This window comes from Streptomyces sp. NPDC058231 (assembly GCF_042882275.1).
GTDB lineage: Bacteria > Actinomycetota > Actinomycetes > Streptomycetales > Streptomycetaceae > Streptomyces.
Window position 1 is genome coordinate 1 of sequence record NZ_JBHVWN010000183.1, and the last position, 1,251, is coordinate 1,251.

General features: G+C 63.7%; 2 protein-coding genes. Both read left to right on the forward strand.

Translation table 11 applies throughout. The features are described from left to right. The first annotated feature begins 92 nt into the window (after nt 1-92). Nucleotides 93-563, forward strand: coding sequence for a helix-turn-helix domain-containing protein (locus ACFVXE_RS39150; RefSeq protein WP_389678583.1), 471 nt, complete (start codon nt 93-95; stop codon nt 561-563). Beyond that, on the forward strand, nt 452-1,234 hold the full coding sequence (locus ACFVXE_RS39155) for an IS630 family transposase (RefSeq protein ID WP_389678585.1): 783 nt from the start codon (nt 452-454) through the stop codon (nt 1,232-1,234). Before ACFVXE_RS39150 ends, ACFVXE_RS39155 begins: the two co-directional genes overlap by 112 nt. The last annotated feature ends 17 nt before the right edge of the window (nt 1,235-1,251 follow it).

The window sequence follows — 1,251 nt, forward strand, 5'->3', positions numbered from 1 at the left end:
ACTAGTAGACCGTCGCTGCTTAATTATGGCGCGTCTAGTGGGAGGTTGGTGTCTGGCAGATTCCTTCCCCCCTGCCAGACAGGACTGTTGTCATGGGTTCGCAGAAGAAGCGGCCGGTCAGGTTGACCGTGCAGGATCGTGAGGAGCTGGTCCGGGTGACCACGACGGGTGTTCGTGGGGCCTCGATGATCATGCGTGCGCGGGTGCTGCTTGCATTGGATATCTCGGTGGGTGAGGTGGATTCCAAGGAGGTGATCGCGGCCCGGCTCGGTGTCTCCGGTGAGACGTTACGGCTGGTCGCCAAGCGTTTCGCCGAGACCGGTGGCGATGTGCACGCCACGATCGCGCGGAAGAAGCGCGACCTCCCGCCGGTGCCCTCGCCGGTGACCGGCGAGGTCGAAGCCCGGCTGATCGCGATGGCGTGCTCACAGCCACCCCAGGGCTATACCCGGTGGTCGCTGCGGCTGCTGGAGAAGCACGTCGCACTGGTCGAGGACATCCCCGATCTGGACCACTCCACCATCGGGCGGGTCCTAAAAAAACGGAACTGCGTCCTCATCTGAAGAAGTGCTGGACCATCCCACCGCGAGCGAACGCGGAGTTCGCGGCCCGGATGGAAGACGTGCTGGCCATCTATGCCCGGCCCTACGATCCGGCACGTCCCGTGGTGTGCATGGACGAGAAGCCCTACCAGCTCCTCGACCATGCCCGCGACCCGCTCCCGGCCCGCCCTGGTCACGACGCCTGCCAGGACAGCGAGTACATCCGCTGCGGCACGTGCTCGATCTTCGTATGGGTCGAACCCCTACGCGGCTGGCGTCGCGTTCAGGCGCTGTCCCGGCGGACCCGAATCGACTGGGCCGGCCAGGTCAAGCAGTTACTGAGCGTGGACTACCCCGACGCCGAGGCCGTGGTGCTGGTGATGGACAACCTCAACACCCACGGCATCGCCTCACTGTACGAGGCATTCGAACCAGAAGAGGCATTCGCCCTGGCCCAACGCCTCGAGATCCACCACACACCCAAACACGGGTCATGGCTCAACATCGCCGAGATCGAACTCTCCGCGCTGACCCGGCAATGCCTCGACCGCCGGATCAGCAACCTCGACAACCTCAACACCGAACTCTCGGCCTGGCAAAACGCCACCAACACCGACCAACGTCAGGTGAACTGGCAGTTCACCACCCACGACGCACGCATCAAACTGCGCCACCTCTATCCCAAAAATTAGCCGCGACGGTCTACTAG